Source organism: Massilia sp. METH4 (genome assembly GCF_037094685.1).
Taxonomy (GTDB): Bacteria; Pseudomonadota; Gammaproteobacteria; order Burkholderiales; family Burkholderiaceae_D; genus Rugamonas.
The window spans coordinates 3,260,197-3,286,075 of the sequence record NZ_CP146614.1 but is presented as its reverse complement, the minus strand read 5'-3'; the positions used below and the strand labels follow the sequence as shown (position 1 = coordinate 3,286,075).

At 65.4% G+C, this 25,879-nt stretch carries 28 protein-coding genes; 15 read left to right on the top strand and 13 right to left on the bottom strand.

Translation table 11 applies throughout. From position 1 onward, the window contains the following. Nucleotides 1–104: 104 nt before the first annotated feature. Nucleotides 105–1,316 (bottom strand): MFS transporter, encoded by a 1,212-nt coding sequence (locus V6Z91_RS14435; RefSeq protein WP_338771431.1) that lies wholly within the window; start codon nucleotides 1,314–1,316, stop codon nucleotides 105–107. Between the two features lie 98 nt (nucleotides 1,317–1,414). Here V6Z91_RS14435 and V6Z91_RS14430 point away from each other — a divergent pair, with 98 nt between their 5' ends. After that, nucleotides 1,415–2,308: a LysR substrate-binding domain-containing protein gene (locus V6Z91_RS14430; protein ID WP_338771428.1), complete on the top strand. Its 894-nt coding sequence runs from the start codon at nucleotides 1,415–1,417 to the stop codon at nucleotides 2,306–2,308. Between the two features lie 103 nt (nucleotides 2,309–2,411). On the opposite strand, the gene V6Z91_RS14425 is transcribed toward V6Z91_RS14430, so the two are convergent. Genes V6Z91_RS14425 through V6Z91_RS14405 form a run of 5 tightly spaced genes read right to left on the bottom strand, consistent with a single transcriptional unit; the run spans nucleotide 2,412 to nucleotide 5,464 of the window. Further along, entirely contained in the window at nucleotides 2,412–2,957 is a 546-nt protein-coding gene (locus V6Z91_RS14425; protein WP_338771425.1) for a hypothetical protein, read from the bottom strand. Nucleotides 2,958–2,963: 6 nt separating this feature from the next. Beyond that, the gene (locus tag V6Z91_RS14420; protein WP_338771422.1) at nucleotides 2,964–3,836 is read right to left on the bottom strand and encodes a hypothetical protein; all 873 of its coding nucleotides are present in this window, start codon (nucleotides 3,834–3,836) and stop codon (nucleotides 2,964–2,966) included. Beyond that, nucleotides 3,836–4,630, bottom strand: coding sequence for a hypothetical protein (locus V6Z91_RS14415; RefSeq protein ID WP_338771420.1), 795 nt, complete (start codon nucleotides 4,628–4,630; stop codon nucleotides 3,836–3,838). Before V6Z91_RS14415 ends, V6Z91_RS14420 begins: the two co-directional genes overlap by 1 nt. Continuing rightward, a complete protein-coding gene (locus tag V6Z91_RS14410; RefSeq protein WP_338771418.1) occupies nucleotides 4,630–5,145 on the bottom strand; it encodes a hypothetical protein in 516 nt (171 codons plus the stop codon). Before V6Z91_RS14410 ends, V6Z91_RS14415 begins: the two co-directional genes overlap by 1 nt. Before the next feature lie 25 nt (nucleotides 5,146–5,170). Then, complete coding sequence (locus V6Z91_RS14405) at nucleotides 5,171–5,464, bottom strand: DnaJ domain-containing protein (RefSeq protein WP_338771417.1); 294 nt, start codon at nucleotides 5,462–5,464, stop codon at nucleotides 5,171–5,173. Between the two features lie 130 nt (nucleotides 5,465–5,594). Here V6Z91_RS14405 and V6Z91_RS14400 point away from each other — a divergent pair, with 130 nt between their 5' ends. From V6Z91_RS14400 to V6Z91_RS14385, 4 genes are all read left to right on the top strand, one after another. Then, nucleotides 5,595–7,361: a glutamine--tRNA ligase/YqeY domain fusion protein gene (locus V6Z91_RS14400; RefSeq protein WP_338771415.1), complete on the top strand. Its 1,767-nt coding sequence runs from the start codon at nucleotides 5,595–5,597 to the stop codon at nucleotides 7,359–7,361. A gap of 268 nt (nucleotides 7,362–7,629) precedes the next feature. Next, a complete protein-coding gene (locus V6Z91_RS14395; protein WP_338771413.1) occupies nucleotides 7,630–9,417 on the top strand; it encodes a CHASE domain-containing protein in 1,788 nt (595 codons plus the stop codon). A gap of 140 nt (nucleotides 9,418–9,557) precedes the next feature. Further along, nucleotides 9,558–10,487, top strand: a complete 930-nt coding sequence (locus tag V6Z91_RS14390; protein WP_338771411.1) for a glycine-rich domain-containing protein-like — start codon at nucleotides 9,558–9,560, stop codon at nucleotides 10,485–10,487. Between the two features lie 194 nt (nucleotides 10,488–10,681). Beyond that, nucleotides 10,682–11,530 carry a hypothetical protein gene (locus tag V6Z91_RS14385; RefSeq protein WP_338771409.1) on the top strand — a complete coding sequence of 283 codons (849 nt, stop codon included), beginning with the start codon at nucleotides 10,682–10,684 and terminating at the stop codon, nucleotides 11,528–11,530. Nucleotides 11,531–11,594: 64 nt separating this feature from the next. Here V6Z91_RS14385 and V6Z91_RS14380 read toward each other — a convergent pair whose 3' ends face one another. The 3 genes from V6Z91_RS14380 to V6Z91_RS14370 form a co-directional block, all read right to left on the bottom strand. After that, nucleotides 11,595–11,837 carry a hypothetical protein gene (locus V6Z91_RS14380; RefSeq protein ID WP_338771408.1) on the bottom strand — a complete coding sequence of 81 codons (243 nt, stop codon included), beginning with the start codon at nucleotides 11,835–11,837 and terminating at the stop codon, nucleotides 11,595–11,597. Nucleotides 11,838–12,031: 194 nt separating this feature from the next. Further along, complete coding sequence (locus tag V6Z91_RS14375) at nucleotides 12,032–12,301, bottom strand: hypothetical protein (protein WP_338771407.1); 270 nt, start codon at nucleotides 12,299–12,301, stop codon at nucleotides 12,032–12,034. Nucleotides 12,302–12,363: 62 nt separating this feature from the next. Further along, nucleotides 12,364–13,194, bottom strand: coding sequence for a sugar nucleotide-binding protein (locus V6Z91_RS14370; RefSeq protein ID WP_338771851.1), 831 nt, complete (start codon nucleotides 13,192–13,194; stop codon nucleotides 12,364–12,366). 167 nt (nucleotides 13,195–13,361) lie between these two features. Here V6Z91_RS14370 and V6Z91_RS14365 point away from each other — a divergent pair, with 167 nt between their 5' ends. The 3 genes from V6Z91_RS14365 to V6Z91_RS14355 all read left to right on the top strand — a co-directional run bounded on the left by V6Z91_RS14365 (nucleotide 13,362) and on the right by V6Z91_RS14355 (nucleotide 16,251). Further along, nucleotides 13,362–14,387, top strand: coding sequence for a CDP-6-deoxy-delta-3,4-glucoseen reductase (locus V6Z91_RS14365; RefSeq protein ID WP_338771404.1), 1,026 nt, complete (start codon nucleotides 13,362–13,364; stop codon nucleotides 14,385–14,387). A 69-nt stretch (nucleotides 14,388–14,456) separates the two neighbouring features. After that, a complete protein-coding gene (locus tag V6Z91_RS14360) occupies nucleotides 14,457–15,704 on the top strand; it encodes an MFS transporter (RefSeq protein ID WP_338771403.1) in 1,248 nt (415 codons plus the stop codon). 187 nt (nucleotides 15,705–15,891) lie between these two features. Continuing rightward, nucleotides 15,892–16,251, top strand: coding sequence for an HPF/RaiA family ribosome-associated protein (locus tag V6Z91_RS14355; RefSeq protein ID WP_338771400.1), 360 nt, complete (start codon nucleotides 15,892–15,894; stop codon nucleotides 16,249–16,251). Between the two features lie 19 nt (nucleotides 16,252–16,270). On the opposite strand, the gene V6Z91_RS14350 is transcribed toward V6Z91_RS14355, so the two are convergent. Further along, the gene (locus V6Z91_RS14350) at nucleotides 16,271–17,053 is read right to left on the bottom strand and encodes a helical backbone metal receptor (protein ID WP_338771396.1); all 783 of its coding nucleotides are present in this window, start codon (nucleotides 17,051–17,053) and stop codon (nucleotides 16,271–16,273) included. A 102-nt stretch (nucleotides 17,054–17,155) separates the two neighbouring features. Here V6Z91_RS14350 and V6Z91_RS14345 point away from each other — a divergent pair, with 102 nt between their 5' ends. After that, nucleotides 17,156–18,124 (top strand): diguanylate cyclase, encoded by a 969-nt coding sequence (locus V6Z91_RS14345; protein ID WP_338771394.1) that lies wholly within the window; start codon nucleotides 17,156–17,158, stop codon nucleotides 18,122–18,124. A 353-nt stretch (nucleotides 18,125–18,477) separates the two neighbouring features. On the opposite strand, the gene V6Z91_RS14340 is transcribed toward V6Z91_RS14345, so the two are convergent. Then, the gene (locus tag V6Z91_RS14340; protein WP_338771392.1) at nucleotides 18,478–19,038 is read right to left on the bottom strand and encodes a DUF5610 domain-containing protein; all 561 of its coding nucleotides are present in this window, start codon (nucleotides 19,036–19,038) and stop codon (nucleotides 18,478–18,480) included. A gap of 34 nt (nucleotides 19,039–19,072) precedes the next feature. On the opposite strand from V6Z91_RS14340, the gene sbcB reads away from it, so the two are divergent. After that, nucleotides 19,073–20,518 carry an exodeoxyribonuclease I gene (gene sbcB, locus V6Z91_RS14335; protein ID WP_338771390.1) on the top strand — a complete coding sequence of 482 codons (1,446 nt, stop codon included), beginning with the start codon at nucleotides 19,073–19,075 and terminating at the stop codon, nucleotides 20,516–20,518. 135 nt (nucleotides 20,519–20,653) lie between these two features. On the opposite strand, the gene pyrF is transcribed toward sbcB, so the two are convergent. Then, nucleotides 20,654–21,472, bottom strand: coding sequence for an orotidine-5'-phosphate decarboxylase (gene pyrF, locus V6Z91_RS14330; RefSeq protein WP_338771389.1), 819 nt, complete (start codon nucleotides 21,470–21,472; stop codon nucleotides 20,654–20,656). A 156-nt stretch (nucleotides 21,473–21,628) separates the two neighbouring features. On the opposite strand from pyrF, the gene V6Z91_RS14325 reads away from it, so the two are divergent. The 4 genes from V6Z91_RS14325 to V6Z91_RS14310 all read left to right on the top strand — a co-directional run bounded on the left by V6Z91_RS14325 (nucleotide 21,629) and on the right by V6Z91_RS14310 (nucleotide 24,759). Further along, the gene (locus V6Z91_RS14325; RefSeq protein ID WP_338771387.1) at nucleotides 21,629–22,231 is read left to right on the top strand and encodes a LemA family protein; all 603 of its coding nucleotides are present in this window, start codon (nucleotides 21,629–21,631) and stop codon (nucleotides 22,229–22,231) included. Nucleotides 22,232–22,252: 21 nt separating this feature from the next. Next, on the top strand, nucleotides 22,253–23,296 hold the full coding sequence (locus tag V6Z91_RS14320; protein ID WP_338771385.1) for a YgcG family protein: 1,044 nt from the start codon (nucleotides 22,253–22,255) through the stop codon (nucleotides 23,294–23,296). Continuing rightward, the gene (locus V6Z91_RS14315) at nucleotides 23,296–23,805 is read left to right on the top strand and encodes a TPM domain-containing protein (protein ID WP_338771383.1); all 510 of its coding nucleotides are present in this window, start codon (nucleotides 23,296–23,298) and stop codon (nucleotides 23,803–23,805) included. Before V6Z91_RS14320 ends, V6Z91_RS14315 begins: the two co-directional genes overlap by 1 nt. A 558-nt stretch (nucleotides 23,806–24,363) precedes the next feature. Then, nucleotides 24,364–24,759 (top strand): VanZ family protein, encoded by a 396-nt coding sequence (locus V6Z91_RS14310; protein WP_338771381.1) that lies wholly within the window; start codon nucleotides 24,364–24,366, stop codon nucleotides 24,757–24,759. Between the two features lie 23 nt (nucleotides 24,760–24,782). Here V6Z91_RS14310 and V6Z91_RS14305 read toward each other — a convergent pair whose 3' ends face one another. After that, nucleotides 24,783–25,133 carry a hypothetical protein gene (locus V6Z91_RS14305; protein ID WP_338771379.1) on the bottom strand — a complete coding sequence of 117 codons (351 nt, stop codon included), beginning with the start codon at nucleotides 25,131–25,133 and terminating at the stop codon, nucleotides 24,783–24,785. Between the two features lie 147 nt (nucleotides 25,134–25,280). Between V6Z91_RS14305 and V6Z91_RS14300 the strand changes: the two genes are divergently transcribed. Then, nucleotides 25,281–25,859, top strand: coding sequence for a hypothetical protein (locus V6Z91_RS14300; RefSeq protein WP_338771378.1), 579 nt, complete (start codon nucleotides 25,281–25,283; stop codon nucleotides 25,857–25,859). The last annotated feature ends 20 nt before the right edge of the window (nucleotides 25,860–25,879 follow it).

The window sequence follows — 25,879 nt, the reverse complement described above, 5'->3', positions numbered from 1 at the left end:
TCGCATTGGATGCGGCAGTGCTTGCCCCGCTGATGCTTGGAGGGGGATGCGGGCGGAAGGTTGCCTGAGCCTGCCTTATCCTTGAGGAGGCTCAACGTTCGGCGTCATGCCGGCTGCGCCTCCAGGGGCGAGGCCAGCGGGGCCAGACGGCGCAGGCGCAAGGCGATCAGCAGTCCCGCCGCCAGCAGCGTCGCCAGCAGGGCCACGACGCCCGGCCAGCCGCCGTGCGCCCACAGCAGGCCGCACAGCCAGCCCGCCACGCTCGATCCCAGGTAATAGAAGAACAGGTACAGCGCCGAGGCCAGTGCCTGCGGCGTCCGCGCTCGCCGGCCCACCCAGCTGCTCGCCATCGAATGCGAGGCGAAGAACGCGAACGTGAACAGTGCCATGCCAGCCACGATCGCCACCAGGTTGTTCGCCAGCGTGAGCAGCAGGCCGGCCAGCATCGCCGACATGGTGGCCCACAGCACCTTGCGGCGCCCCAGCCGGTCGGCCAACCGCCCGGCCCACACGGAACTGTAGATGCCCAGCAGGTACAGGAAGGAAATGCCGCCCACGATGCCCTGGCGCAGCGAGAACGGCTCGTCCAGCAGCCGGAAGCCGATGAAGTTATAGGCGCTGACGAAGCAGCCCATCAGCAGGAAGGCCAGCACGAACAGCCATGGCAGCCCGTCGTCGGCGAAGTGGCGGCGCAAGCCGGCCGCCATGCCGGCCAGGCCGCCCTGCGCCGGCCGGAAATTGCGCGATGCCGGCAGGCTGCGCCAGAATTCCCATGCCGCGTACAGCCCGGCAACGCCCATCGCCGCCATCGCGATCCGCCAGCTGAACATGTCGGAGAGCGTGGACGTGACGACGCGCCCCAGCATGCCGCCGAACGCGCTGCCGCTGATGTACAGGCCCATCGACAGGCCCAGCGATTCCGGCTCGATTTCCTCGCTCAGGTAAGCCATGGCGATGGCCGGCATGCCGCCCAGGCCGAAACCCAGCAGCGCCCGCGCCGCCAGCAGCTGCGGGTAATTGTGCGCCAGCGCGCAGACGAGCGTCATCACGGCGGCCAGGAACAGCGCCGCGACCATCAGGCCCTTGCGGCCCATGCGGTCGGAGACGATCGACGACAGCAGCAGCGACACCGCCAGCGCCCCTGTCGAGACCGACAGCGACAGGCTGCTCTGCGCCGGTGTCAATGCGAACTGGTGCGCCAGCAGGGGCATCAGCGGCTGCACGCAGTACAGCAGGGCGAAACAGGAAAAGCCCCCGAAGAACAGCGCGCGGTTGGTGCGCTTGAAGGCGGGGCTGGCGGGGGAAATGCGCTCCATGGCGGCTCACTTTCAACGACGATGGGCCGATGGTAGGATTGCCCGGTATTACTGTCCAATATATATTTGAGTCGTCATTAATATTTTTAAGCGATAACATGGAACTGCGTCACCTGCGTTATTTCGTCGCCGTGGCCGAGGAGTTGAGCTTCACGCGCGCGGCCGAGCGGCTGCACATCGGCCAGCCGCCGCTCTCGCAGCAGATCCAGGCTCTGGAGCACGAGGTGGGCGCGCGGCTGTTCGAGCGCAGCAAGCGCTGGGTGCGGCTCACGGAGGCGGGCAAGCTGTTCCTGGCCGATGCGCGGCGCGTGCTGGCGCTGTCCGAACAGGCCAAGGAAACCGCGCGGCGCGCCCAGCGGGGCGAGGCCGGCGAATTGCGCGTCGGGTTCACGTTCTCCACGCCCTTCACGTCGCTGTTCGCCACCGTGGTGCGGCGCTACCGCCAGCAGTACCCGGGTGTATTGCTGACGTTCCATGAAATGGCGACCCTGCACCAGCTGGAGAAACTGGAAGCGCGCGAGCTGGACCTGGGTTTCGTGCGCACCGTCAGCGTGGCGATCCCGGAAACCATCACCCTCACGACCTTGCGCCACGACCCGCTGCGCCTCGTGCTGCCGGCGGACTGGCCGATCGCGGCGATGGAGACCATCACGGTGAAAGACCTGGAAGGCTTGCCGTTCGTGATCTTCCCGAAGGACGCCGGCACGGGCATCCACCCGCAACTGTTCCGCATGTGCCGCGCCGCCGGTTTCACCCCGCAGATCGCCATGGAAGCGGGCGAAGCCTCCACCATCATCGGCCTGGTCGCGGCCGGCTGCGGCATCTCGGTGCTGCCGAGCTCATTCGAGGGCATCCACATGGAAGGCGTCGTGTACCGCCCGCTGGCCGACCCGCAGGCAACCACCGCGCTGATGCTCGCCCGGCGCAGCGAAGGCAGCAGCCCGCTGGCCGAAGCGTTCATCGCCCTCGCAAGAACCGCCGCCGAGGAATAATTGCCGAAAATTCGGTGACAGGCACCGGCCCCTGAGAAATGTTTCCAAAAACCGGGTGCCTGTCACCGGTTCTCGAGAAATGTTTCCAAGAACCGGGTGCCTGTCACCGGGTTTCGATGGCGTGTTCCAGGTTGTGCAGCCGGGTGCGGCGGGCTTGCCAGTCGGCGGCTTGCGTGGGGTCGAGGGTGATGTAAAAGCCGGTCCAGGAGCCGCCGAAGTTGCAGACGTGATCCCACACGCGTTGCACGTGCAGTGTCGAGCCGGCGAGCGACGAGTCGAGCAGGCTGATTTCCAGCGTGCCGCCGTCCCGGAACGCATACTTCGCCAGCGGATCGCGCGCCACGGACAGGTCCCAGTCGCGCCGCTGCCGGGCCGATGCGGGAACCAGCGTCATCCGAAAGATGTCATCGATGTGGCGCACCTGCCGCAGGATGTCCTCGCACAGCTGGTGCACCCGGTCATCCCCGGTATCCCTGAGCTCCCTGGAATTGGCGGCGTAGCGCAGGGCCAGCACGGCGTCGTACCACTCGGCCGGCGTGCCGGCCTTGCGCACCATGGCCAGGAAGCGGTTGGGTTCCAGCCGATGCAGCGCTTCGAGCGACTGCATCAGTTGCGCGGGGATTGCGGCAAGCCCGGCTGGCGCAATCACGGCGTGTCAGTCGTAATCCGCATCCAGCTCCGAGCCGGCGTAATTCTCCAGCTCGGCAAAGAGCGTCTTCATCGCCGTGCGGCCGGGGATGTGTTGCAGCACCGTGCAGCCCTTGCGGTAGCTGTCGATGCGGTTCAGCAGCACCGGGTGGTGCTGCGCCGGCACGGCGGCGACCAGCTGCGCCCAGCCCGCCTCGAAGTCGGGCTTGTTGGCGCGCACGGCCTTCACGAAGCGCTCGAACTCCTTCTGGCCCGTGCGGGCGACGATGCGCCCCGTCCCTTCGGCGGCGAAGATGATCGCCAGCGCGATCACGCCCTCCGCGTTCAGGTCCACGTCCTTGACCTGCCCTTCGCTGTTGTGCCGCCGCAGCCACTGCGCGAAGCGCACCACGGCCTGCGCCTCCTGCCGCTGCTTGAACTGTTCCTGGTAGCGCGCCGGGCCATCCCAGTTCGCGTTCGGGTCGGTCAGGCAGATGTCGAAGAAGACGTCGCGCAGGCGCCGCTGCGCGTACACCGGGTCCTGGTCGTATTCGCCCACCAGCGTGTCTTCCGGCATCGCGACGAGGTCCTTCAGCTGGCGAAAGCCCGCCTGGAACGCCGCCTCGGCACCGTTATCGATCAGGAAGTCCAGCGCGGCCGCGTCGCTGTCCACCGTCAGCAGCTGTTCCAGGCCCAGCGACACGCCGCCCACCGTGAGGTTGACGGCCTTCTGGATGCCTTCGGAAGTGCGGTTGTTGGTGAACTTCTCGGCAACCATCGCCGTGATGCCGGCCAGTTCGTCGGCCAGGATCACGGCCGCGTCCGGGCGGGTATCGCCCGGCAGCAGCTTGATCGCGCGCGTCAGTCTCGGCAGGTTTTCGCGTACGAGTGCCGGCAGCATCAGCTGAAGATCCCCGTGCCCATGGTACGGCGGCCGCCGCGCGGCGACGTGGTACGGGTGCTCGGCACCTGCTTGCGCAGCCGGTACAGCAACTCCTTCGTGGAACGCTGCAGCACGGCCGGTTCTTCCTCGTCGGGATCGTCCGAATACTCGGCATCGGCCAGGTCGGCGCTGTGGCGGAACTCGGGGAACAGCTCGAACAGCGCGCGGTCCCAGCCATCCTCGCTGGCCTGCGCCAGCGCCACGGCCAGCGGCACGATATCGCTGTCGGACGACGATTGCGCCGTGATGTAGGAACCCTTCGAGATCACTTCGCCAGCCACTTCCAGCATTTCCTTTGGCGCCAGCGAGAACACGATGGCGAATGCGGTGGCGCCATGGTCACTGGCGGAAGCCTCGATCAGCAGTTCGCGGCGACGGTCTTCATCCTCGGTACCGAACACCACGCCGTGGATATGCGAGAACAGCGACTCGGCGATGCGCTCGGGGTCGTCCTCGATCATGTCCTCGTTCCAGGTGGCGGCGATATAGGCCAGGCTGTCGGCCCAGGCCTTCGGCGGCACCAGCAGGGTCGCCAGCGACATCTTGCCGCCGTCGAAGCCGGCCATGTGCAGTGCCGTCACGTGCGGCGGAATGTTCTGCAGCACCTCGGCCACGGCATAGTCGCCATGCTCTTCGGCCGCCTCGGCGAACGCCTGCTCGGCGTGCGAGAGCGAACCGGCCAGCACCAGTTCCGTCACCTGCTTGCTGATCGCGGGCAGATTCGACTTCTTGTCAGCCATTTCATCAGCCATTAGCGCTCTCCTTCCTGGTCAAAGATCTGGGTGAATTCCTCGCTGGCGCCGTCGCCGCGGCCGTACTCGTCGTCATCGTCGTCGCCTTCGTCGCCTTCGGCCAGCTGGTCGAGCGAGGTGTCGTCGTCGTCCCACATGCGCGGGTGCTTGTGCAGGAAGGCCGTGACGATGGCCTGGCGGCCCAGGTCGGGATGGTTTTCCTCGATCGCCTCGAGCATCTTCGCCGCTTCGCCGGCCGGGCACGACACGGCGCCGAACACGCGCGCCGGATCGCCGAACTCGAAGTCCTCGGCATCGGCCAGCAGGGCCTTGGGGTCGGCGATGTCGATCACGTCCACCAGGGCGAACGCCATCATGTTCAGGTCCTCGATGCCGCCGCCCTTGGCGTACTCGGACACCAGGGCCTTCGTCATCGCCTGGTAATTCTTGCGGTCCGGCGGGTCGCCGAGGATGCCCTCGATCTGCTCGGCCAGCTCGCGCGCCTGGAAGGCGAACTCGGGATGTACTCTTCTCATTGCAAACTCTTTACTGTAAATACGGTTACGCGGCCGGAATGGTGACGCCATGCAGGCTGAAAACGGAACGCCACAATTGATAGGCTTCCGCTTCCGGATCGATGATGATCCGGTGGTTCAGGCTCTGGTTGTATTCCTCCCGCTTGACGGGGTCGGACAACACCTCGTAAGCCTTGACGATGGCCTTGAAGCGCGCGTCGGCGCCCGGCTCGGGATTGCGGTCCGGGTGGAAGCGCATCGCCAGCGAACGGTAGACCTTCTTGATCTCGTCCTCGGTCGCGTTGGGGGCCACGCCGAGCACATTGTATAAATTATCCATGTGGTAACTCTTGTCCGAAAAACGTGGGCGTAAGGGGGAATTATCCTATAGAAAACGGCAGGCCGTCCCGCGACACAAGGCGGCGTACGGTAAAATGGCCGTCAATCGACCCTAATCCTTGCCTGCGTACATGAGCAACGACAAAAAGACGGCCACTGCGGCCCCAGCACCGAATTTCCTTCGTAACATCGTCGAACACGACCTGGCCACCGGCGCGCACCAGCGCGACGGGCTGCCCTCCGTCATCACCCGCTTCCCGCCGGAGCCGAACGGCTACCTGCACATCGGCCACGCCAAGTCCATCTGCCTGAATTTCGGCCTGGCGCGCGACTACAACGGCCGCTGCCACCTGCGCTTCGACGACACCAACCCTGCCAAGGAAGAGCAGGAATACGTGGATTCGATCATGGACAGCGTGAAGTGGCTGGGCTTTTCCTGGGAAAACCAGGATCCGGCCGGCGGCGAAGCCTACCTGCACTATGCCAGCGACTACTTCGACAAGCTGTACGAGATGGCCGAGTACCTCATCAAGGCCGGCTACGCCTATGTCGATAGCCAGAGCGCGGAGGACATGGCGGCCAACCGGGGTAATTTCAATACGCCGGGCGTGAATTCGCCGTTCCGCAACCGCCCCGCGGAGGAATCGCTGCAACTGTTCCGCGACATGAAGGCCGGCAAGTACGCCGATGGCGAGCACATCCTGCGTGCCAAGATCAGCGAAGACGCCATGGCGTCGCCGAACATGAACCTGCGCGACCCGGCGATCTACCGCATCCGCCACGCGCATCACCACCGCACCGGAGACAAGTGGTGCATCTACCCGATGTACGACTACACGCACCCGATCTCGGACGCGCTGGAGAACATCACGCACTCCGTGTGCACGCTGGAATTCCAGGACCACCGCCCGTTCTACGACTGGCTGCTGGAAACGCTGGCCGAAGGCGGCTTCTTCAAGAAGCCCCTGCCGAAGCAGTATGAATTCTCGCGCCTGAACCTCACCTACATCGTCACGTCCAAGCGCAAGCTGCGCCAGCTGGTCGAGGAAGGCATCGTCGACGGCTGGGACGACCCGCGCCTGTCCACCCTGGTGGGCATGCGCCGCCGCGGCTTTACGCCGGAGGGCATCCAGCTGATGGCCGAGCGTACCGGCGTGACGAAGTCGGACGGCTGGATCGACTTCGGCGTGCTGGAAGGCGCGGTGCGCGAAGACCTGGACCCGAAGGCGCCGCGCGCCATCGCCGTGCTGAAGCCGTTGAAACTGATCGTCGACAATTTCGACGCCAACGACAGCGTGGAATGCAGCTCGCCGGTCCACCCGCACCACCCGGAATGGGGCAACCGCACGTTCCCGTTCACGCGCGAACTGTGGATCGAGGAAGAAGATTTCATGGAAGAACCCACGAAGGGCTACTTCCGCTTCTACCCGCCGATCGGCGACCAGCCGGGCGCGCGCGTGCGCCTGAAGTATGGCTTCGTGGCCGAGTGCACCGGCTACGACAAGGACGAGAACGGCAAGGTCACCGCCGTGCACGTCAACTACTTCCCGGACAGCAAATCGGGCACGGACGGCGCCAATAACTACAAGGTGAAAGGCAATATCCACTGGGTCAGCGCCAGCGCCGCGCTGGAAGCGGAAGTGCGCCTGTACGACCGCCTGTTCACCGACCCGCAACCGGATGCCGGCGGAAAGGACTTCAAGGAATTCCTGAATCCGAAGTCAAAGGAAGTGGTGACGGCTTACCTGGAACCGGGCCTGAAGAATGCCGAGCCGGAGCAGCGTTTCCAGTTCGAGCGCCACGGCTATTTCGTGGCCGACCGGGTCGATTCGACACCGGGCAAGCCCGTGTTCAACCGCATCGTGACGCTGAAAGACAGCTGGGGCAGCGCGAAGTAATTCCCCGCTCGGAAAGCCGCCCGCGAGGCGGCTTTTCTTCACTGTGACACGGGGCGCTCCCGGTGCGCAGCAATGATTCATGGTCAGACCGGGTACGCCCCGATGCTGACGGATGTCCACGACAGCGGGGCCAGGGCTGCGCCTACCGCAACGGTTAACGTCCGGTAGTCGCTTTGTTCTTGACGCAGCTCACACCGACTGCCTATATTTTGACCACGAACCAAGCTCTCCCAGCGTGCCGTCCATGAATCCACCTCTGTCAGGAAAAATGCACGAAGCTAAACCTTCCTGGTGGAGCGGCGTCCTGCTGTCGATGCTGGTGGGTGCCGGCTTCTATGCGTGGATGTCCAATTCGCTGGAAAGCGAGGCGCTGGAGCGGTTCCGCAACCAGGCCCGCAGCATCCAGTACAACATCGCCGGCGGCATCAAGGCTTGTACCGACGTGCTGCGCGGCACGGCGAGCCACTTCCAGGCCAGCGAAGAGATGTCGCCACAGGGTTTCCATCGCTATGTGCGGGGCCTGGACATTCCGCACAACTTCCCTTCGATCGCCACGATCAACTTCGCCCAGTATGTGCCCGATGAGCGCCGCGCCGCGTTCGAGACACAGATGCGCAGCGCGGCGCTGCGCGAGCTCGGCTATCCGGAATTCGCCATTTCACCACCCGGCAGGCGGCCCTACTACACGGTGATCACGCTGCTCGAACCCATGTACGGCGGCAAAATGAAATTCGGCTATGACCTGTCGGCCCGGCCGGCCGGGGCACTGGCACTCGAACATGCGCGCGACACGGGCGCACTGTCGAGTTCCGGCGTGCCGGTACAGTTGCCCGAGGCCCCCACGCAATTCGGCATGCCGCTGCGGCTGCCGGTCTACCGTGCCGACATGCCGCTCGACACGGTGGCGGACCGCCGTGCCGCCTACGTGGGCTCGGTCGGCATCGGCTTTTCCGTGCCGCGCCTGGTGGAAGCGGCCATGGTCGACACGCCAGTGCGCGAAATTCGCGTGCGGCTGTACAGCACGGTTGCCGGCACGCCGCCGAACAGCAGGCAGCCGAATGGTCACCTGCTGTTCGACAGCATCGAATCAGCCGCCGGGCAGGCCCCGCCGGACGACCATGTGCAACTGAGCCTGCCCCTGAACTTCAATGGCCGGCTATGGCAAGCCTACTTCGATGCACCGCGCGCTGCCCTGTTCTCCACGTTCGATGTCTACCTGCCGTGGCTGGCCGCGCTGGTCGGTTTCGTCAGCACGCTGCTGATGTATGCCCTGTTCCATGCGCAGGTCTCGTCGCGCCGCCGCGCACTGCAGATGGCCCGCGACATGACGCGGGAATTGCGCGACAGCCAGGCCAAGCTGCAACTGTCGCACCAGCGGCTGCGCCGGCTGGCCGCGCACGCCGAGCAGATCAAGGAAGAGGAACGCAAGCGCATCGCCCGCGAAATCCACGACGACCTCGGGCAGAACCTGCTGGCCCTGCGCATCGAGGCCGATATCCTCGCCAGCCGCACCGCGCAACGCCACCCGCGCCTGCACGCGCGCGCCACGGCAACCTTGAAGCAGATCGACGAAACGATCCGCAGCGTGCGCAACATCATCAACGACCTGCGGCCGAACGTGCTCGACCTGGGGCTGTCGGCGGCGGTGGAATGGCAGATCACGCAGTTCCGCAAGCGCTCGGGCATCGAGTGCGACGTTCTCGACCCGGACGGCACGCCGGACGTGGACGACCGCTGCGCGGTGGCGCTGTTCCGCGTGCTGCAGGAATCGCTCAGCAATATCCAGCAGCACGCCCGCGCCACCCATGTGCGGGTCGAACTGCGCCAGCTCGGCGGCACGCTGCGGATGATCATCGCCGACAATGGCATCGGCTTGCACGACGGCAGCCGCAACAAGAACGGCTCCTTTGGCCTGGTCGGCATCGAGGAGCGCATGAGCCTGCTTGGCGGCGATTGCTCGATCGTCAGCCGCCCCCACGGCGGAACCACGGTCACCGTGACCGTGCCGGTAGCCTGGCGCGCCACCCAACCGACGGTGGGTGAATTCGCCAATTAAAGTCTTCTGTCGGTACAGCAACTAGCGTAATAGAAGCTCCCTATAGTTTGATGAAGATCAATAGTGGATTTTAAGCAAGGACAACAATAGGGCCTTGCATTGGAATTCTATTGATCCACCTCAACTGAAGGGAGACGAACATGACGCAGAGCGATTACGCAGCCATCGAAGCACTGGACCTCGAGCCAATCAAGGTCAAGCTGATGCACGAGGAATCGGGCGAGGGGTGGAGCCTGGAGCGTGCCAACGCGGTGGAAAAGGAATATCGCCGCTTCCTGTACCTGATGAAGAAATATCCCGAAGAGCAAGCCGCGCCGCTGATGGATGTGGACACGTTCTGGCATTACCACATCCTGGACACGATGAAGTACGCGGCCGACTGCGATGAGGTGTTCGGCTACTTCCTGCACCATTTCCCGTACGTGGGCCTGCGTGGCGAGGCGGACGAGGCAGCGCACCACCTGATGGGCGAGCGCATGAAGGAACTGTACGAGGAAACGTTCGGCGAGGATTACATCCGCGCCGGCGCCACCGCGTGGTCCGCCCGCGCCACCGAAAGCCCGGCGGCCACCGCATGGTCGGCCCGCGCCCCGGCACAGGCTGCCTGGTCTGCGCGCGCCCCGGAATCCGTCGCCGTCAACACCGCCTGGTCGGGCCGCGCGCCGCAATCGCTGGCAGGCAAGACGGCATGGTCCGCACGCGCGACCACGGCATGGTCCGCCTCGCCGGCGCGCCAGGCATCGGACAGCCAGCAAGCGCCAGCCACCGCGTGGTCCGCCTCGCCAACGCGCCACGCATCGGACAGTCAGCAAGCGCCAGCCACCGCATGGTCCGCCTCGCCAACGCGCCAGGCATTGACCAACCAGCAAGCGCCAGCCACCGCATGGTCCGCCTCGCCGGCACGGCAGGCGGCGGACGGCGCGATCGCGACAACGGTGGCCTGGTCCGCATCGCCGGCCCGCAACGCCGCCCCGGCGGCTTCAGCGGCGCCAAAGGCGGCCTGGTCCGCACGCTCGACGGTTGACCAGTTCTACACGCAACGCCCCCGGTTGACCCAGGCGGCGAACTGACGTTCCTGTCGCGGAACCGCAACAGCGGTTCCGCGCCTCCCCTCTGACATCCGCGCACGATTGAAAGCAGTCCCTTGCAGTTGACCAGCAACAATCTATACTGGATCGGTTGATGTTGAGTTGCATCAACAATAATTCAGTTATGGCATTCCTACGGATCCCGGATGGCGCCAGCAACCACAGAGAGGATTTATATGTTTTCTTCCGAACACTTCCAACCGATTGCAGAACTCGACCTGGAACCCATCAAGGTCAAACTGATGCACGCGGAATCCGGCGAAGGCTGGTCGCTGGAGAAGGTCAACGCCGTCGAGTTCGAGTACCGCCGTTTCCTGTACCTGATGAAGATGTTCCCGAAGGAGCAGACCGCGCCGCTGATGGATGTGGACACGTTCTGGCACTACCACATCCTGGACACGATGAAATACGCGGTCGATTGCGAAAAGGTGTTCGGCTACTTCCTGCACCACTTCCCGTACATCGGCCTGCGTGGCGAGGATGACGAGGAAGCGCACCGCCGCGTGGGCGACCGCATGAAGGAACTGTACGAGGAAACCTTCGGCGAGCCCTACCTGCGCAACGCCGAGCCGGCCTATTCCGGCCGGATCAGCGCCGATGCCGCCTACTCGGGCCGCGTGAGCAACCAGACGGCCTATTCGGGCCGAATCAATACCGAAATCGCATATTCCGGCCGCATCAGCGCCGATACCGCGTACTCCGGCCGCGTCAGCGCCGAAACCGCATATTCCGGCCGGATCAGCGCCGATACTGCTTACTCGGGGCGCGTTGCCTATTCCGGCCGGGTCAGCGAGCCGACGATCGCGGCGAAAACCGCATACTCGGGCCGTATCAGCGATGCGAACGTGAACGCCAGCACGGCATACTCGGGCCGCGCCGGCAGCGACACTGCCTATTCCGGCCGGATCGCGTACTCCGGCCGCGCGGGCACCGAAACCGCCTACTCCGGCCGCGTCAGTGCCGGCAGGGCCGCGGCGCCTGCCGTCCAGGAAGGCTTCTACACGGATCGGCCGCGCCTGGCCTGAGCGTGCCCCAAGTAAAAACGGCCGGTGCCCTCGCGGGACCGGCCGTTTTTTTACGCTTGCCGCGTCAGTGCGACATCAGCTCGCGCAGCTCGCGGATCGAGTAATCGCTGATCTCATGCATGCGGATCAGGATCGTGGCGCCGATCGGCAGCGTGTTGTGGCGGATCTTGCTGATGACGGGCGGCGCCACTTCGAGGGCGCGGGACAAGGCAGCGTCGTTCTTCAAATCCAGCTTGCTGATGATGGCGTCGAGAACGCGGTTGGGATTGTAGGATGGCGAGGCGGTGACTTCTTTCAGGAACGACATTTCAGACTCTCTCGGGCAATGCTCTTTTGTAAAGCAGCAGCAGGTTTACCAATATGTTGCCGGCTTGTTGCCGGTCTATTCTGCAAACCATCGCGCACGGCGAATTAGTTTGTATGCGGACAATATGGTACACCGATTTGCTTTATTTTTGGCAACCTTGTGAGAATGTGAGAGATTTCCGTGCGATTTATGTGCTAGGAAATCGGTTGCGACCGTTCGCGCGGCAGCTGCAACAGCAGCCAATAGCACATCACCGCCGCCGTGAGCGCCGCAAATTCGGCCAGCACGTGGGGCAGCGCCGGCGCGGCAGCTGCCGGCTGCAGCGCCGGCAACTGGTTCCAGCCCAGTTCGCGCCGGATCTCCTCCGGCGTCGGCAATGGCAGGCCGGCACGGGAACAAGCCCGGCGGCGGGCCATCCATGCCCGAACTTCTTCCTTGCTGGGGTGCCGGCGGTTCGCGTCCATACGACCTCCTGGTGATGTCTGCCTACGGTAGTCGCAAGCGCCATCCGCACGTTTGCGCCAGGTCAATCCTGCCGGACCGCTGTCATTTTTTGTAGCCCATGGGCAACGGTCGGGTAGCGCAGGATCATGCCGAGCTCACGCTTGCTCCGGCCATTGGCAAGGCGCCGCGATTCCGACATGAACGACAGGAGCGTGGGCGACACCACCCGCGCCAGCTGCGCACGCGGCAGCCGTGGCGGGCGCTGCAGGCCGAACGCGTCGGCCACGGCGTCGAAGTACTCGGCCATCCGCATTTCGCTGTCGTCGACGGCGTGATAGACGCGCAGCGGCTTGCCGCGCCGGAGTGCCGCCAGCAGCAACGCGGCCAGGTCGTCCGCATGGATATGGTTCGTGTAGACGTCGTCGGCCGCCTCCAGCGCCGGCGTGCCCTGGCGCAGGCGCTCGAGCGGCAGCCGGTCGGCGGCATAGATGCCGGGCACGCGCAGGATCGAGAGCCGGCCTTGCGCGCGGCGGGCCCAGGCGCGCAGCACGCCTTCCGCATCGACCCGGCGGCGCGCGCGGATATTGCGGGGCGCGACAGGCTGCGACTCGTCCACCAGCCTGCCCTGCAGGTCGCCATAGACTCCGGTGGTGCTGACATAAACGACCTTGGCCGCCTCGGGTAGAATGGCGGTCACATTGCGGGTGCGGGTATCGAGTTCGCCTTCGCCTGGCGGTGGCGCCAGGTGGATCACGCGCTGTGCCAGGCCGGCGAGGCGGCGCAGCGACGCTGGCCGGTCCAGATCCGCCAGCACGGGCACGGCGCCGGCCGCGCGCAGCGCCGCGAAGTTGGCGATATCACGGGTCACGGCGAAAACACGGTAGCGCGCGCGCAGGAGCGGCAACAGGCGCATGCCCACGTCGCCGCACCCCAGGATCAACAAGCGAGGCTTGCCGAGGTGCGGCTGCCCGAGGTGCGGCTGCCCGAGGTGCGGCTGCCCGAGGTGCGGCTGCCCGAGGTGCGGCTGCCCGCGGTCCCGCCCGGAATTTTGTTTGCGAAAGCTATTCATTCAAGGATTGTATGACGTTTCAGATTACTGTTCAGCCAAGCGGTCACCAGTTCGCATGCGACGAAGACGAAACCGTGCTGGCGGCCGCGATGCGGGCCGGCGTCGGGCTGCCCTATGGCTGCAAGAACGGCGCCTGCAGTTCCTGCAAGGGCAAGGTAGTTTCCGGTTCGATCACCCATAAGCCGCACCAGCGCCGCGCGCTGACCGAGGAAGAGGAAGCGCAGGGCATGTCGCTGTTCTGCTGCGCGATCCCCCACTCCGACCTGGTGATCTCGGCCCGTGAAGTGGCCGGCAGCGGCGACTTCCCCGTCAAGAAGATGCCGTCGCGCGTGACGACGCTGGAACGGGTCGCGCCGGACGTGATCGTGATGACGCTGCAACTGCCGGCCAACGAGGTGCTCGACTACCGTGCCGGCCAATACATCGAATTCCTGCTGCGCGACGGCAAGCGCCGCAGCTACAGCATGGCCACCGCGCCGGGCGCGGGCCCGCTCACGCTGCACATCCGCCACATGCCGGGCGGCCTGTTCACCGACCAGGTATTCGGCACCATGAAGGAGCGCGACATCCTGCGCTTCGAAGGCCCGCTGGGCACGTTCTTCGTGCGCGAGGATTCCGACAAGCCGATGGTGCTGCTGGCCTCCGGCACGGGCTTCGCGCCGATCAAGGCGATCGTCGAGCACATGAAGGCCGTGGGCTCGCAGCGCCAGATGGTGCTGTACTGGGGCGGCCGCCGGCCGCGCGACCTGTACATGCACGAGCTGTGCGAGCAGTGGGCGCGCGAGCTGCCGAACTTCCGCTACGTGCCGGTCGTCTCCGACGCGCTCGAGGAAGACGGCTGGACCGGCCGCACCGGCTATGTGCACCAGGCCGTGGTGGCCGACCTGCCCGATCTCTCCGGCTGGCAGGTGTACGCGTGCGGCGCGCCGATCGTGGTCGACTCCGCGAAGCGCGACTTCGTTGCCCAGTGCAAGCTGCCGGAAGACGAGTTCTACGCCGACTCCTTCACCACCGAAGCCGACCTGGCCCAACCTTAACCCGGCGCGATCCGCGGTCCCGCCGGCCCGCCCGGCGGGCGGCGATCGCGACCCTTCCATATCGCCCGCATGTCCACATCCAACGGCTTCGCCGTCCTGCGCCACCGCAATTTCTCGTTCTACCTTGCCGCCCGCATCCTCGGCACGCTTGCCGTGCAGATGCAGAATGTCGCCGTGGGCTGGCAGGTGTATTCGATGACCCACAACCTGTTCTACCTGGGCATGATCGGGCTCGCGCAATTCGCGCCCTTCCTGCTGCTGATCCTGCCGGCTGGGCACGTGGCGGACCGCTACAACCGCCGCAATATCGTCACCGCCTGCCTCGCCACGCAATTGCTGGTCGGCGCGCTGCTGCTCGCCTTCGCTTCCAGCGGCATGACGGCGGTCTGGCCCATCTTCGCCGTGCTCACGCTGTTCGGCAGCGCGCGTGCCTTCATGGGACCTGCCACGCAGGCGATGCTCGTCAACCTGGTGCCCCAGCAGGATTTCAGCAAGGCGGTAGCGCTCTCTTCCTCCAGTTTCCACGTGGCCGTGATCCTCGGCCCCACGCTGGGCGGCCTGCTGTACCTCTACGGCCCGATCGCCGTCTACGCGATCGCGGCCGGGTTGCTGCTCGTGGCCGTGGTGCTGATGGCGTCGGTCAAGGCGCCGCCGCAGGCGACCAATCGCGAACCGGCCACCTGGCACAGCGTGCTGGAAGGCTTGCGCTTCGTGATGTCGCGCCCCATCGTGCTGGGTGCCATCTCGCTGGACCTGTTCGCCGTGCTGTTCGGCGGCGCCACCGCCCTGCTGCCGGCGCTGGCCCACGACGTGCTGCACGTGGGCCCGACCGGCCTGGGCCTGCTGCGCACGGCCCCGGGCGCCGGCGCCGCCCTGTGCTCGATCGCCCTGGCCTTCTTTCCGATCACGCGCCGGGTGGGCGCCTGGATGTTCGGCGGCGTGGCCGTGTTCGGCGTGGGCACCGTCATACTGGGCGCCACGACGAGCTTCGCCATCGCCCTCGCCTGCCTGCTGCTGATGGGCGCCGGCGACATGATCAGCGTCTACGTGCGCCACCTGCTCGTGCAATACGAGACGCCGGACGCGATCCGCGGCCGCGTCAGCGCCGTCAACTCCGTCTTCATCGGCGCCTCCAACGAGCTGGGCGAATTCGAATCGGGCGTGACGGCCGGGTGGATGGGCCTGTCGCGCGCCGTCGTCTTCGGCGGCGCCGCCACCCTCGCCGTCACCGCCGCCTGGATCAAGCTGTTCCCCGTGCTCGCCAGGATGGACCGCTTCCCGCACCACGAGAAGGAATTGGCCGAACAGGCGAAGTAACCCCACGGCTGAGCCCGTGTCCCATTGGTGCCTGGCACCAAGGGGACACGGGCTCAGCCATAGTTCCTCCTGCCTAGTTCGTCGGAAAGCTGGAAAACGGGCTTGAAAACCCGGCAATGTGCTGCACTTAACAACCGAAGCGCACAGTACCGCGTAACATCGGCCCACACACAAAGGAGGAGTAGCGATGCAAGTTCAAGTCAATACCGACAAGGCCATCACCCACGACGCCAGCCTGGACGACCACGTGGAAGGCGTGGTGCGCTCGGCACTCGAACGCTTCGGCGAGCAGGTCACCCGCGTGGAGGTCCACCTGGGCGACAACAACAGCAGCCACAAATCCGGCCCCAACGACAAGCGCTGCATGATGGAAGCGCGCGTGGCCGGCATTCCGCCGATCGCCGTCACGGACCAGGCGTCCGACCTGCGCCAGGCGATTTCCGGCGCGTCCAGCAAGCTCGTGCGCGCACTCGACACCGCTATCGGCAAGCGCAGCGACGTCAAGCACAACACGCCTGTCGCCGACCTGGTGCAGCCGGACGAGTAAGGACAAATAAGCGCCGCCGTCAGCCGGCCGCGGCGAGTGTCCGCAGGTACGACAGCCCGGCCAGCGCCCGGCTGCCGTACCACGACATCATTTCCCCATCCACCAGTTGCACCGGCTTGCCGAGCTGCTTTTCCAGTGCATCGGCATGCGCTTCCGTGAACCGGTAGGGTTCGGTGGACAGCAGCACCTGGTCGATGTCCGCCACCAGCGCGGCGTTCCAGTCGAAGCGGGGATAGCGCGCCGGCCCCAGGGCCGGCACGCTCCAGCCGATCTCGGCCAGCATCGCCGCGATATACGTCTCGCGCGACACGGTCATCCACGGGTCTTGCCAGATGCAGTAGAGCACGCGCTGCGGCGGGCCCTTCGGCATTGCGCGCAGCGCCGCCAGTTCGGCGGCGAACGCGTCGCACCAGCGGCGCGCCGGCTCGTCCGCGCAGAACACGCCGCCCAGCAAGCGCGCCAGGTCCAGGTTGTCCTCGGGGCGCAGCGGGTGCGTGACGATCACGTGCGGCACGAATCCGGCCAGACTATCGACGGTCGGCTTCTCGTTCTCGTCGATGTTGACGACCACGTGCGTGGGGGCCAGCGCCCGGATCTTGTCCAGATTGACATCCTTCGTGCCGCCGACCTTCGCCATCTCGCGCAGCACTTCCTTGGGATGGATGCAGAAGCCGGTGCGCCCGACGAGCTGCGGCGCCAATCCAAGCGTGCACAGCAGCTCGGTGATCGACGGCACGAGCGAAACGATGCGGGCATGCGGGAAAGGCCGGTGTTCCCGGCCGAGGGCGTCGATCAGGGGCATGAGCTGTTGCAAAAGAAAGTAAAAGTAACGTATCGAAATAATTCCGCCGTTGGGCGCCGCCGTTCATGCGCTATCATGGCATGACTTCTGGAAAACCCCGCCGTGAAACTACTGAGCACCTTTGCCGCCTCCGCCCACGACATCGCCAGCCTGCAACTGTTCCGCGATGCCGATACCGCCAGCGCCGCCGCCCTGCTGGCCGGCTGCCCGGTGATGCTCGCGGCGGCCGGCGAGGTGGTATCCGATCCGGCCTGCCCGCGACTCGTGATCGTGCTGCGCGGCGCGCTGGCCGATGCCACCGGCGAAGGGGCCACCACGAAGATCCTGCCCGGCGAAAGCGCCGGCGAACAATCCGTGCTCGACGGTGAAGCGGACCTTTCCGGCCTTACCGCGCTGGAGGAAAGCGAGCTGCTGCTGGTCGATGCCGACCTGGCGTGGCGCCTGATCGAGGAATCCAATGGCGTGGCGCGCAACCTGCTGCGCCTGCTGTCCTTCCGTATCCGCGCCGCCAACATGCAACTGCGCCGGCGGCAGAAGCTGGGCGAATTCTACCGCCAGCTATCCCTGAACGATGGCTTGACGGGCTTGTACAACCGCGCCTGGCTGAACGACGTGCTGCCGCGCCTGGTCTCGACCGCGCAGGTGACGCGGGCCCCGTTGTCGCTGATCATGCTGGACATCGACCACTTCAAGCAGTTCAACGACAGCCACGGCCACCTGCAAGGCGACGGAGCGCTGCGCGTGGCGGCGGGGATACTGGCCGGGGCCCTGCGGCCCACCGATTTCGCCGTGCGCTACGGGGGCGAGGAATTGATGGTGATCCTGCCCGATACGACCGGTGCCGTGGCGGCCGGCGTGGCCGAACGGCTGTGCGAGCGGATGCGCGAAGCGGTCGTGTTCGAGGACATGCGCTTGCCGCTGCCGCACATCACTGCATCGTTCGGGGTGGCGAGCCTGGCCGGCGGGCAGGACGATCACGCACTGATCGCCAATGCCGACGCGGCGCTGTACGAAGCGAAAGCGGCCGGGCGCGACCGCGTGGCCGTCGCGGTGCCGCTGCTGACGGATTGACGGCCCCAGGGCCCTAGCGTGGTGAGTCAAAAATTCGTTGAATAAATCCGACGAGAATCGCCCCAATACTGCGTTGAAAATGCATGGTAAGGCCCCGGCCTTACCATGCATTTCCAGCGCCGACGCAGTGCCTCGGCTCTTGAGACGATTTCGTCAAACTTATAATCAACGAATTTCTGGCTCACCACACTAGGGAAGCACTGATTTATTCATGGCGGCGATCTTGGCCCCGAAAAACGTGCCCAGCTGCGGCACAAAAGGCCCGCCATACCCCGGTATGACGAGTCTTTTGCGTCTTGCTGGACTCATTTTTCAGGACCAATCTCATCCACCAGCAATAAATCAGTGCTTCCCTAGGCCGCCTCGGGCTCTTCTTTCAGCTCTTCCTTCGGCTGCGCTGCGCGGCTGGCGAAATCGTCGAAGCCTTTCATCACCAGTGCGTATGTCTTGTCGACATTGGCCGCCACATCCCCGCCCAGCACGTTCAAGCCCTTCAGGATATCGCGGGCTTCCTTGAAGCCCTGTTCCACGCCGCCCTTCACGGCATCGATGAACTTTTGCAAGGCCGAATTGTCTTCCATCTGAGGATTCTGGCGCTTGAACGCGTCATAAAAGCCGGTGGCGAGCGACACGATGCGGTCGGCCGTCGCCTGCGGCGAGTTATCCATCCGCGCCGCGTTCTGCACGGCGTTCTCGCCCAGTTCCGCCCGCAATGCCTCATTGATGCTGGTGATCGCCGACTTGTACAGCAGCGCCTGTGGATTGCTGCCGACACCGATCGAAATCGAGGCCGATGCCTCCATGATCGACACGTTCAGCTGCATCTTCGCGCGGGCGGCGGTGACCTCGCCCTGGTTGGCCACCTTCGAATCGGTGGAGATGGCCTTTGAATTGAGGGAAACGCTATTTGCCACGATAATCTCCGGTTATGACACGACTGAACACCCCATGAGCAACCATACTTTTCTCTGGCACGACTACGAAACGTTCGGCGCCGTGCCACGCCGCGATCGCCCTGCGCAATTTGCCGCCATTCGCACCGATGCCGACCTGAACGAGATCGGCGAACCGGTCATGCTGTTCTGCAAGCCGGCGGACGATTACCTGCCCGACCCGCAGGCCTGCCTGATCACCGGCATCACGCCGCAGCAAGCCTTGCGCGAAGGCGTGCCCGAGCACCAGTTCGCCGCCACGATCCTCGAACTCTTCGCCGAGCCCGGCACGATCGGCGTGGGCTACAACACGATCCGCTTCGACGACGAAGTCACGCGCTTCCTGTTCTGGCGCAACCTGATCGACCCGTATGCGCGCGAATGGCAAAACGGCTGCGGCCGCTGGGACTTGCTGGACGTGGTGCGCATGTGCCACGCCCTGCGGCCCGACGGCATCGAATGGCCTACAGGCGATAACGGCAAGACCAGCTTCAAACTTGAATTATTGACATCAGTCAACAATTTGAGCCACGATGCGGCCCACGACGCGCTGTCCGACGTGCGCGCCACGATCGCGCTGGCGCGGCTGATTCGCCAGAAGCAACCGCGGCTGTGGGACTTTTGCCTGGCCTTGCGCGACAAGGGCCGCGTGGCGGACGAGATGGGCCTGCACCTGGCGCGCGAGCTGCGCAAGCCGTTCCTGCACGTCTCCGGAATGTTTCCCGCGGAACGCGGCTGCCTGGCCGTGGTCTGGCCGCTCGGCGCGCACCCGACGAACAAGAACGAGGTGCTGGTCTGGGATTGCACCCACGACCCGCGCGAACTGTTCACGCTCGACGCGGAAACGATCCGCACCCGCCTGTTCAGCCGCGCGGAAGACTTGCCCGAGGGCGTGAGCCGCCTGCCGATCAAGAGCGTGCACCTGAACAAGTCGCCCATGCTGGTGGGCAACCTCAAGACGCTGAGCACGGAGATGGCGCAGCGCTGGGGCATGGACCTGGAACTGGCCCTCATGCACGCGCAATACGCGGCCGACGGCCCAGACCTGTCGGCGATCTGGGAACAGGTGTTCCACCGTCCCCCGGCCGAGCCGGCCGATGTGGACGAGGACCTGTACGGCGGCTTCATCGGCAAGGAAGACCGGCGCACGCTGGACGCGCTGCGGCGCGAACCGCCGCGCAAGCTGGCGGCGATGTCGCCGCATTTCCAGGACGACCGGCTGGCAGAACTGCTGTTCCGCTACCGCGCCCGCAACTTCCCGGACACGCTGTCGGAACAGGAACACGAGCACTGGGAACAGCACCGCGCCGCGCGGCTGCTGGAAGGCGCCGGCGGCGCCCGCAGCGTCGACCAGCTGTTCGGCGAAATCGACCACCTGGCCCAATCGGCCGACGAGCGCGCCGAACGGATCCTGGGCGAGCTGTACGAGTATGCCGAGATGATCGTGCCGCAGGCATACTAGAGTAGTCAGCGTCGTCTGCTTGATGTCCCCTGCCGAAGTCGGCACGACTCGTGCCCCGAAAATGGGGACAGACCCCATTTTCCAGGCAATGTTGCTCGAAAAATGGGGTCTGTCCCCATTTTTTCGGATGTTGGCTCAACGATACGCGTTGATCGCGTGACGCGTCTCCTCCGCCACCCGCCGTGCCGCCTGCGCGAAATCCTCGCCAGCCTGAGGCGCGGCGTACAGGATCGCGCGCGAGGAATTGATCATCATCCCCGTGCCTGCGTCAGTCCGGCCCGCCCGCACCGTCGCTTCGACGTCGCCGCCCTGGGCACCGATGCCGGGAATCAGCAGCGGCATCTCGCCCACGATCGCGCGCACGGCACGAATCTCTTCCGGGAACGTGGCGCCGACCACCAGCGCGCACTGGCCGTTGTCGTTCCACTTGTCGGCCACCAACTGCGCCACGTGCTGGTACAGCGGCTTGCCGTTCACTTCCAGGAATTGCAGGTCGGAACCGCCAGGGTTCGATGTGCGGCACAGCACGATCACGCCGCGGTCGCGCCATTCCATGTATGGCTCGACGGAATCGGCCCCCATGTACGGGCTGACGGTGACCGCGTCCGCGCCATAGCGGTCGTAGGCTTCGCGGGCATACTGCTTCGCGGTGGCGCCGATATCGCCCCGCTTCGAATCGAGGATCAGCGGGATGTGCGGGTATTTGTCGCGCAGGTAGGCGCCGATGCGCTCGAGCTGGCCTTCCGCGCCCAGCGCGGCGAAGTAGGCGATCTGCGGCTTGAATGCGCACGCCAGGTCGGCCGTCGCGTCGATGATTTCCGTGCAAAAGCGGTAGATGCCGTCCGGGCTGCCGCGGAATTGCGCCGGCAGGCGCTCCATGTCCGGGTCCAGGCCCACGCACAGCAGCGAGTCGTTGGCGGCCCAGGCGGCGTTCAGTTTGTTGATGAAATTCACGGCGGCCCCTTTATTGAAATTTGCTAACCCGTCATTATAAAGGGGACCGAACGGGCGGCCACTTCCGATCGGCTATGTGCTGTACCGTACGAAAGCGGCTGGCCCCAGGGGTTATAGTGCCATCAACATCGGGACATGTCATTACAAGGAGAAAGCATGCGCAACAACTTGGTACGCTGGATTGCCATGGGCCTGCTGGCCGTCACGCTGTCCGGCTGCGGCTACAACGAATTCCAGAGCAAGGACGAGGCAACCAAGGCGGCCTGGGGCGAAGTAGTGAACCAGTACCAGCGCCGCGCCGACCTCATTCCAAACCTCGTCAACACGGTGAAGGGCTATGCATCGCATGAACGCGAGACGCTGGAAGCAGTCACGGCGGCCCGTGCCCGCGCCACCAGCATCCAGGTCACCCCCGAAGTGTTGAACAATCCCGCCGCGTTCCAGAAGTTCCAGCAGGCGCAGGGCGAGCTGTCCTCCGCGCTGTCGCGGCTGATGGCCGTGTCCGAGCGCTACCCGGACCTGAAGGCCGATACCAGCTTCCGCGACCTGCAATCACAGCTGGAGGGCACGGAAAACCGCATCACGGTGGCAAGGCAGCGCTACATCGCCTCCGTGCAGGACTACAATGTGCTCGCGCGGCGCTTCCCCACCAACCTGACGGCGATGATGTTCGGCTATGAAGTCAAGCCGAGCTTCACGGTGGAAAACGAGAAAGCGATCTCGACCGCGCCGACCGTCGATTTCGGCGGCAAGAAATAACACCGGGAGATGAGAACCGCCATGCCGCTGGGTCCGCAGGACGATGCCGCACCGCCCGCCGCACCCCGGCGGCGCACGCGCGAGCATCCTTCCGAAGGCAAATGGCTGGGCACGGCCGAAGTGACGAACGAGCGCGACGTGCGCGACGTGCGCGGTCACCGGCGCGGCCTGGGCCGCCTCGTACCGCGCCCCTCGAAGAAGTGGCTCGAACACTGGCTGGTGCGCTACGCCCTGCTGGTGCTGCTCCTCTTCGTCTCGTTGCTCTTCGTCGAGGCAGCCCGTGCCCAGGAAGCACAGCCATCCCCGTTCGTTCCGGTGCCCGAGCTGAAGGCGCGCGTGACCGACCAGGCCAATCTGCTCACGCCCCAGCAGCGCGCCGCGCTGGAATCGGTGCTGGCCGATCATGAAACCCGCACGGGCAGCCAGATCGCCATCCTCACCGTCAACAGCACGGCGCCGGAACCGATCGAGCAATACAGCATCCGCGTCACCGACGCATGGAAGCTGGGCCGCAAGGGCGTGGACGACGGCGTGCTCGTACTGGTGGCGAAGGACAATCCCTCTTCGCTGCGCCGGCTGCGCATCGAGGCGGGTCGCGGGGTGCAGGGTGTGCTGACCGATGCGCAATCGAAGCGCGTGCTGCAGGATGTGATCGCGCCCCACTTCCGCAACAACGATTACTACGGCGGCCTGAGCGCGGGCGTGTCCGCCATCGCCACCTTGCTGGACAAGGAACACTTCCCCGCCCCCGAAGCCCAGCCGGCACCGCGCCAGGCGCAGGCCGACAGCGGCGGCGGCTGGTTCTGGCCGGCGATCCTGTTCGGCCTGTTCGTGCTGCTGCCAATGTTCCGCGGCCGCGGCCGGCGCCGGTCCCTGCACCGCTCGGGCTGGGGCTCGGATGCGGCGGGCGTGCTGATCGGCAGCGCGCTCGGCAGCGCGCTGGGCAATGCCCACCGCCACGGCGGCGGGTTCGGTGGCGGCGGCTTCGGTGGCGGCGGCTTCGGCGGCTTCGGCGGCGGGGGCGGCGGCACGTTCGATGGCGGCGGCGCCTCGGGAGACTGGTGATGACTGCGATTGCACGCTGGCGCCGCGCCTGGCGCCACCTGATGACGGGTTCCGGCACGGGCCGGCGCTGTTTCCCGCAACCGACGCTGGAAGCCATCGCCGCGGCGATCGCCGACGGTGAACGCCGCCACAGGGCGGAAGTGCGGCTGGTCGTCGAACCATCGCTGCCGTTCGGCGCGGCACTCGATGGCATCACGAACCGGGAACGCGCGCGCGCCCTGTTCGTCGACTACGGTGTGTGGGACACGGAAGAAAATTGCGGCGTACTGATTTATGTGAATTTGGCGGACCACGCCGTGGACATCGTGGCCGACCGCAATGTGGGCCGCCGTATCGGCGAAGCGGAATGGCAAGCCGTCTGCCGGACGATGACGGACGCCTACAAGCGGGGCGACTTCCACGAGGGCACGATCGCGGCGCTGAACCAGCTTGCCGACCTGCTGCAGAAACACTTCCCTTCCGACGGTTCGCGCCCGAACCAGCTGCCGAACGAGGCTGTGATTCTCTGATGTGCCGCGCTTACGCGGATGTCAAACAGACGAGATATCAGAAAGACGCATATCTATTATCGGAATTCAAAATTGGACTTATATGTGGCGATGCAGCATCATTACACCTGTCTCCACTATTCTCCTCCAAGATAATAGTTTAAAGCCCGCCAAACAGCGGGCTTTTTTTTATCTCCATGGCGGCCACATGAATGCGCAAGATTTGCGCGCTGTCATGGCGGCGTCACATTGATTCCTTATACTCGAACCCATCTGACACACATGCAACCGATATGCGTGGTGGCAGGTCTGGTGTGCTCCGGCACACCGCTTCGAATTCTTTTCCGGGGTCGCCTGCGGTTTGTGTTTCCCGGCTTTTCCGGCCGGTTCCGTTCATTGCCCGATCATTGCCCGATCATTGCCCGATCGGTGACAGCCGGGCGGCGATCCCGGTTCCAACGCTTGCATTTCATCGTTGATTCATCGTCTCTTGGCCCGGACAGGGTTTGAGCCCGCCGCGACGGCGGGCTCTTTTTTTCCGTGCTATCGTTACGGTTTTGCCAACTGCGCTGTGCTTCTGTGCTGAAACTCCTCCACCTCCTGCTGCTCACTCCGACCTGGCCGCGCCTGCGCTACTGGGGCGCCATGACCCTGTTTGCCCTGATCGTCATCATCGGCTCGATCCCTGGCGCACGCGCCGACGCCGCCGAAGTCGCTTCTGGCATCGTGCTGCATTCCTGTGCCTACGCGGTACTGGCCTTCCTGGTCTTCACGGGCAGCACCGGCACGCCGGCCCAGCGCGCGCCCAAGGCCGTGCTGACGATCGCCGCGATGGGCGCGATCGATGAGCTCGTGCAGAGTTTCCTGCCCTATCGGCATGGCGCGGTGGGCGACTGGCTGGTCGACTGCAGCGCCGCCATCGTCACTTCCACCATGCTGTGGGCACTGTGGACGAACCGCAGGGTGTCGACGTAACGTCGAGCGCCCCATCCGGCCCATCAATTCTTGCCGCAATCGTTTTCCATATCGGGGCAAGGCAAATCTTCGCCCTCGGCCCTGGCGGCTACCCAATCGCGTTCGAGCCGGTGGCCTTCGGCCTGCACGTCCATGGTGATCTTGCGTAACAGCGCCTTCGTGTGCCGCCGCTGTCCCGCGCCCACCAGGCCGCCCGTGGCCCGCTCGGCGTCGAGCCGCATGTCCAGCAACTGCTCCACCTTCGCCAGCCTTACCAGCGCATACAGCGCCTGCCGCATCACGTAACGCTTGCGCCGCCCGCCGGGGCCGCGCTGCCCGCCATAGGCGGCGTCGACCATGTTTGCGATGACCGCTTCCGTTCGATGCCTGCGCATATCGCCCCTTATAGTTGTCTAATACCTAATTATCAAGCTGCATCCGACCGGGCGATTTGATTTGCATCAAGGCCGGTCTTGCCAGTGTCAACGCACCGCGCGCAGAGGCGTTGCAGCGGCACGGGCATGGAGCCCGGGGAGAAGATCATGAGACACATCAGCATCGGCTGCGGCAGGATGGTAGGGACAGTGCCCCTGGCGCTGGCCACCTGTGCGGTACTCGCCGGCTGCGCCGGCACCGGTAACCAGGACACGCTTGCCGGTGCGGACAGCTCGGGCCTGTCCGGCAGCGCCGGCACGACCGCCAGCGGCTATAACGACTACGTGCAGGAACGCAGAGAGAGCGCCGGCATGGCGAACAGCGGCGCCGTCGGGCCGGGCACGGCGGGCAGCAGCGCGATGGGGAGCACTCCCGGCAGGGCGGAGAGCATGGCGATGGAACGCAGCCTGGCGGGCGCCGCCATGCCGAGCTGGCAGGGCGTCGTGCAGGCGATCGAACCGGTTGCCCGGCGCGATACGGAGATCGGCGTCAGTGGCGCGCCGGGCGCGGCAGCCGCCGGCGGCAGCGTGCCCGGTGTCGGCACGGACCGCGCCTACCGCGTGACGCTGCGCACCGACGACGGTGCCATGCAAAGCGTGGTGGTGCAGGCGACACCGGACTACAAGGTGGGAGACCGCGTCAGCTACCGCATCGAGAACGGCATGGGCAGCATTTCACGGCAGTAAGCGCTGGCGCGCCCGGCCTG